The organism is Pseudomonas sp. R62 (assembly GCF_000257605.1).
GTDB classification, from domain to species: Bacteria; Pseudomonadota; Gammaproteobacteria; order Pseudomonadales; family Pseudomonadaceae; genus Aquipseudomonas; species Aquipseudomonas atacamensis.
Genome location: NZ_JH635998.1, coordinates 2,156,175 through 2,161,821, shown reverse-complemented (window position 1 = coordinate 2,161,821; position 5,647 = coordinate 2,156,175). Strand labels below are relative to the sequence as shown.

The following is a 5,647-nucleotide window of genomic DNA, read 5'->3' as shown; positions in this document are numbered from 1 at the left end:
GCGATCGGGCGCAGCATGGCCATGGCCCAGCCGAAGAACGGCACGTAAAGCAATTCGCGCTTGAGCACTTGGCTCAATGGCGAGAAATAAGCGGAGAGAAAGAACGTCTCCCATGTGCTCTGGTGGTTCGATTGAATCACGCAGGGCCGGTCCGGCACGTTTTCCGCGCCTTTGATTTCGTAGCGGATGCCGAGGAAAACCTTGGTCAGCCACAGGGCGCAACGGCACCAGTACACGTTGATGAAACGATAGCGCGCCTTGAAGGACAGAAACGGCGCGATGAAAAAGCTCAGGCTGCACCACAGCAACGCTGTTGTGCCCAGCAGCAGATAAAAAACAAAGATTCTGAAGGCCCGCAGTATCGACATGGCGACGGTTACCGTTACGGGGCAATGCCCGACTGTTCAAGCGCACTCCCGAGCAATCCCTGGCCAGGAAATTCAGAAGTACTCTAGTTGTGGATAAGTTCTGCGGCAATCGCCGCCAGATCGTCAAAAATCAGAGTGCCAACCGGCAGGGTTTTGCCCTGAGTCTTTTCGCCTTTCCCGGTCTTCACCAAAACTGGCTGTGAATCGACGGCTTTGGCGGCCTCCAGGTCACCAAGGCTGTCGCCGACGAACCAGACGTTGGTCAACGGCGCCGTGTAATGCTCGGCAATGGTTTTGAGCATTCCCGGTTTCGGTTTGCGGCAATCGCAGCCTTCGTCCGGGCCATGCGGGCAGTACACGATCAAACCGACTTCGCCGCCCTGCTCCGCGACCAGCTCGCGCAGGCGCGCGTGCATGGCCTCGAGGGTGGCGAGGTCGTAATAGCCGCGAGCAATGCCCGACTGGTTGGTGGCCACCGCCACCGTCCAGCCGGCCTTGCTCAACTGCGCGATCGCTTCGATCGAGCCGGGCAGCGGAATCCACTCCTCCACCGACTTGATGTAGGCATCGGAGTCGTAATTGATCACGCCGTCACGATCGAGAATCAGCAGTTTCAACAGCAATCCCTCAACCCAGCAGCGAAATGTCGGCAACACCGAGGAACAGGCCACGCAGGCGCGCCAGCAGCGCGTAACGGTTGGCCCGCACATTGGCATCGTCGGCATTGACCATCACCGCGTCGAAGAACGCGTCGACCGGCTCGCGCAGTGCCGCCAGGCGTGCCAGCGATTCGTTGTACTGACGCGCCGCGGCCATTGGCTGCACCGCTTGATCCGCTTGCTGGATTGCCGAATACAGCGAGAACTCGTTGGCGTTGTCGAAATACTTGGCTTCGACCACGGTCGGTACCGAGCCTTCGACTTTGCTCAACAGGTTCGATACGCGCTTGTTCACCGCCGCCAGCGCTGCCGCTTCCGGCAGTTTGCGGAAGGCCTGCACCGCCTGCACACGCTGGTCGAAGTCCAGCGCCGAACCCGGCTTCAGTGCACGTACCGACAGGTAGGTGGCGACGTCGACGCCTTCGTCTTCATAACGCGCACGCAGACGGTCGAAGATGAATTCCAGCACGGCTTCGTTGAGGCCGGCAGCCTTGACCTTGCCGCCGAACGCATTCACCGCGAAAGCCACTGCGTCGTTCAGGTCCAGATCCAGTTGTTTCTCGATCAGGATACGCAGCACGCCCAGTGCCGCACGGCGCAGGGCATAAGGGTCTTTGCTGCCGGTTGGCAGCATGCCGATACCGAAGATGCCGACCAGAGTGTCGAGTTTGTCGGCGATGGCGACAGCTGCACCGGTCAGGGTCGCCGGCAATTCAGCCCCGGCACCGCGTGGCATGTACTGCTCGTTCAGTGCCAGCGCGACATCCTGTGGCTCGCCGTCATTGAGGGCGTAGTAGTAACCGGCGACACCTTGCATCTCCGGGAACTCGCCGACCATTTCGGTGGCCAGGTCGCACTTCGACAGCAGGCCCGCACGGGCAGCCCACGAGGCGTTGCCGCCGATGCGTGCGGCGATGTACGCGGCCAGTTTGGAAACGCGCTCGGCCTTGTCGTAGACGCTGCCGAGTTTTTCCTGGAACACCACATTTTGCAGGCGCAGGTTGAAGTCTTCGAGCTTCTGCTTCTTGTCCTGCTTGAAGAAGAACTCGGCGTCGGTCAGGCGTGGGCGAACCACTTTCTCGTTACCGGCGATGATCTGCTGCGGGTCTTTGCTTTCGATGTTGGCCACGGTAATGAAACGTGGCAGCAACTTGCCGTCGGCATCCAGCAGGCAGAAGTACTTCTGGTTGTCCTGCATGGTGGTGATCAGCGCTTCCTGCGGCACGTCGAGGAAGCGTTCCTCGAACGAGCACACCAGCGGCACCGGCCATTCGACCAGCGCGGTCACTTCGTCAAGCAATGCCGGCGGAACGATCGCCGTGCCTTCCTGACGGGTGGCCAGCTCTTCGGTGCGCTTGCTGATGATCTCGCGACGCTCGTTGGCATCGGCCAATACATACGCGGCACGCAGGTCGGCGAGGTAGCTCGACGGCGAACCGATGCGTACGGCTTGGGGATGGTGGAAACGGTGACCACGAGATTCACAGCCAGCCTTCTGCGCGAGGATCGTGCAGTCGATGACCTGGTCACCGAGCAGCATCACCAGCCACTGGGTCGGACGCACGAATTCTTCCTTGCGCGCACCCCAACGCATGCGTTTCGGGATCGGCAGGTCGTTCAGCGAATCTTCGACGATGGTCGGCAGCAGGCTCGCAGTCGGCTTGCCGGCGATGTTCTGGCTGTAGCGCAGTTTCGGACCGCTCTGGTCGATTTCGCTCAGCTCGACGCCGCACTTCTTGGCGAAGCCCAGGGCGGCCTGAGTCGGATTGCCATCAGCGTCGAACGCGGCCTGACGTGGCGGGCCATCGAGGTTGATGCTGCGATCCGGCTGCTGAGTGGCCAGCGCAGTGATCAGCACGGCCAGACGACGTGGTGCGGCATACACGGTTTTGCTTTCGTAGCTCAGGCCGGCGGCTTGCAGGCCCTTGTCGATACCGGCGAGGAACGCATCAGCCAAAGTGTTCAGGGCTTTGGGTGGCAGTTCTTCGGTGCCCAGTTCAACCAGAAAATCTTGCGCACTCATTGTGCAGCCTCCAGCTTGGCCAGTACTTCGTCACGCAGGTCCGGGGTCGCCATCGGGAAGCCCAGCTTGGCGCGGGCCAGCAGGTAGGCTTGCGCAACGGAACGCGCCAGGGTGCGTACGCGCAGAATGTATTGCTGACGCGCGGTCACCGAGATCGCCCGGCGCGCATCCAGCAGGTTGAAGGTGTGCGACGCCTTCAGCACCATTTCGTAGCTCGGCAACGGCAGCGGCTGGTCGAGTTCGATCAGGCGCTTGGCTTCGCTTTCATAGAAGTCGAACAGCTCGAACAGTTTGTCGACGTTGGCGTGTTCGAAGTTGTAGGTGGACTGCTCCACTTCGTTCTGGTGGAACACATCGCCATAGGTGACTTTGCCGAACGGTCCGTCAGCCCAGACCAGGTCGTAGACCGAATCGACGCCTTGCAGGTACATCGCCAGACGCTCGAGACCGTAGGTGATCTCGCCGGTCACCGGGTAGCACTCGATGCCGCCCGCTTGCTGGAAGTAGGTGAACTGGGTGACTTCCATGCCATTGAGCCAGACTTCCCAGCCCAGACCCCAGGCGCCGAGGGTCGGCGATTCCCAGTTGTCTTCGACGAAGCGGATGTCGTGCACCAGCGGGTCGAGGCCGACATGCTTGAGCGAGCCCAGGTACAGTTCCTGGAAGTTGTCCGGGTTCGGCTTCAGGACTACCTGGAACTGGTAGTAGTGCTGCAGACGGTTCGGGTTTTCGCCGTAACGGCCGTCAGTCGGACGGCGGCTTGGCTGCACGTACGCGGCGTTCCAGGTTTCCGGGCCGATGGCGCGCAGGAAGGTCGCGGTGTGGAAAGTGCCGGCGCCTACTTCCATATCGTAGGGCTGAAGTACCACACAACCTTGCTCGGCCCAGTATTGCTGGAGCGCGAGGATCAAGTCTTGGAAGGTACGCACGGCTGGCGTAGGCTGGCTCACGAAATTCACCTGTTTCTTGGGCTGCGATTTAAAGAGCGGGAGTATACCCGATTCGTTGCTGCGCACGCCCCCTGGAGCCTTATGCCACGCTGCTTTTGGTGTACCGAAGATCCGTTGTACATGGCTTATCACGATCAGGAGTGGGGCACGCCGCTGCGCGATGCGCAGGGTTTGTTCGAGTTGCTTTTGCTCGAAGGGTTCCAGGCCGGGCTGTCGTGGATCACTGTGTTGCGCAAACGTGAGCGCTATCGCGAGGTGCTGTTCGGCTTTGACGTGCAGCGCGTGGCGCAGATGAGTGACGCCGAAATCGACGAGCTCATGCTCGACCCGGGCATCATCCGCAATCGCCTGAAACTCAACGCCGCCCGGCGCAATGCCCAGGCGTGGCTGGCGCTGGAGGATCCGGTGGAGTTGCTCTGGTCATTCGTGGGCGACCAACCGATCATCAATCATTTCAAGGATCGCAGCGAAGTCCCGGCGATCACCCCCGAAGCGCTGGCAATGAGCAAAGCGCTGAAAAAAGCCGGATTCACCTTCGTCGGTCCGACCATTTGCTACGCGCTGATGCAGGCCTCGGGCATGGTCATGGACCACACCCAGGATTGCGACCGCTACGCGCAGCTCGCCAACGCCGGTTAGAATGCCCGCCTCGCGCACAGCACAAAGATCAGGAGTGACCTGTGGAAAAGTTTAAAGGCGCCTTGCTGGTAGGCGCTCTGCGGCTGTTTGCCCTGCTGCCATGGCGGGCCGTGCAGGCCGTGGGTTCGGCGATCGGCTGGATCATGTGGAAAACCCCCAACCGTTCCCGCGACGTGGTGCGGATCAACCTCGCCAAGTGTTTTCCCCAGATGGATGCGGCCGAACGTGAGCGTCTGGTCGGGCAAAGTCTGAAAGACATCGGCAAGTCGCTGACCGAAAGCGCCTGCGCGTGGATCTGGCCGGCGCAGCGCTCGATCGATCTGGTTCGCGAAGTTGAAGGCCTCGATGTGCTCAAGGAGGCGCTGGCCTCGGGCAAAGGCGTGGTCGGCATCACCAGCCACCTCGGCAACTGGGAAGTGCTCAACCACTTCTATTGCAGCCAGTGCAAACCGATCATTTTCTACCGTCCGCCGAAGCTCAAGGCAGTGGATGAATTGCTGCGCAAACAGCGCGTGCAGCTGGGCAACAAGGTCGCGGCGTCGACCAAGGAAGGTATTCTCAGCGTCATCAAGGAAGTGCGCAAGGGCGGTGCCGTGGGCATTCCCGCCGACCCGGAACCGGCCGAATCCGCCGGGATTTTCGTGCCGTTCTTCGCCACTCAGGCACTGACCAGCAAATTCGTGCCGAACATGCTGGCCGGCGGCAAAGCGGTCGGTGTGTTCCTGCATGCCCTGCGCCTGCCTGACGGCTCGGGCTACAAAGTCATTCTCGAAGCCGCGCCAGAAGCCATGTACAGCACCGATACCGCCGAGTCCTGCGCAGCCATGAGCAAAGTGGTCGAGCGTTACGTCGCGGCGTATCCGAGCCAGTACATGTGGAGCATGAAACGCTTCAAGAAGCGTCCGCCGGGCGAGGCGCGCTGGTACTGAGCAACTTCGATGGGGTGACGGTTGATGCAGACGGGCTCGCCTTGCTCAATCGGTAGCTCAAGGCGCCTGCCGCTCGAGC

At 61.1% G+C, this 5,647-nt stretch carries 6 protein-coding genes; 2 read left to right on the top strand and 4 right to left on the bottom strand.

From position 1 onward, the window contains the following. From OQK_RS10745 to glyQ, 4 genes are all read right to left on the bottom strand, one after another. Positions 1–368, bottom strand: a 368-nt coding sequence (locus tag OQK_RS10745) for a lysophospholipid acyltransferase family protein (RefSeq protein ID WP_038861176.1), incomplete at its 3' end; no start/stop codon positions are given. An 83-nt stretch (positions 369–451) separates the two neighbouring features. Further along, complete coding sequence (gene gmhB / locus OQK_RS10740; RefSeq protein ID WP_177318475.1) at positions 452–991, bottom strand: D-glycero-beta-D-manno-heptose 1,7-bisphosphate 7-phosphatase; 540 nt, start codon at positions 989–991, stop codon at positions 452–454. A 4-nt stretch (positions 992–995) separates the two neighbouring features. Beyond that, on the bottom strand, positions 996–3,050 hold the full coding sequence (gene glyS / locus OQK_RS10735) for a glycine--tRNA ligase subunit beta (RefSeq protein ID WP_016772385.1): 2,055 nt from the start codon (positions 3,048–3,050) through the stop codon (positions 996–998). Next, positions 3,047–4,000 (bottom strand): glycine--tRNA ligase subunit alpha, encoded by a 954-nt coding sequence (gene glyQ / locus OQK_RS10730; protein WP_003187265.1) that lies wholly within the window; start codon positions 3,998–4,000, stop codon positions 3,047–3,049. Before glyQ ends, glyS begins: the two co-directional genes overlap by 4 nt. Before the next feature lie 81 nt (positions 4,001–4,081). On the opposite strand from glyQ, the gene OQK_RS10725 reads away from it, so the two are divergent. Both OQK_RS10725 and OQK_RS10720 read left to right on the top strand, forming a co-directional pair. Next, a complete protein-coding gene (locus tag OQK_RS10725; protein ID WP_016772384.1) occupies positions 4,082–4,639 on the top strand; it encodes a DNA-3-methyladenine glycosylase I in 558 nt (185 codons plus the stop codon). A gap of 41 nt (positions 4,640–4,680) precedes the next feature. Next, positions 4,681–5,568: a lysophospholipid acyltransferase gene (locus OQK_RS10720; RefSeq protein WP_016772383.1), complete on the top strand. Its 888-nt coding sequence runs from the start codon at positions 4,681–4,683 to the stop codon at positions 5,566–5,568. Positions 5,569–5,647 lie beyond the last annotated feature (79 nt).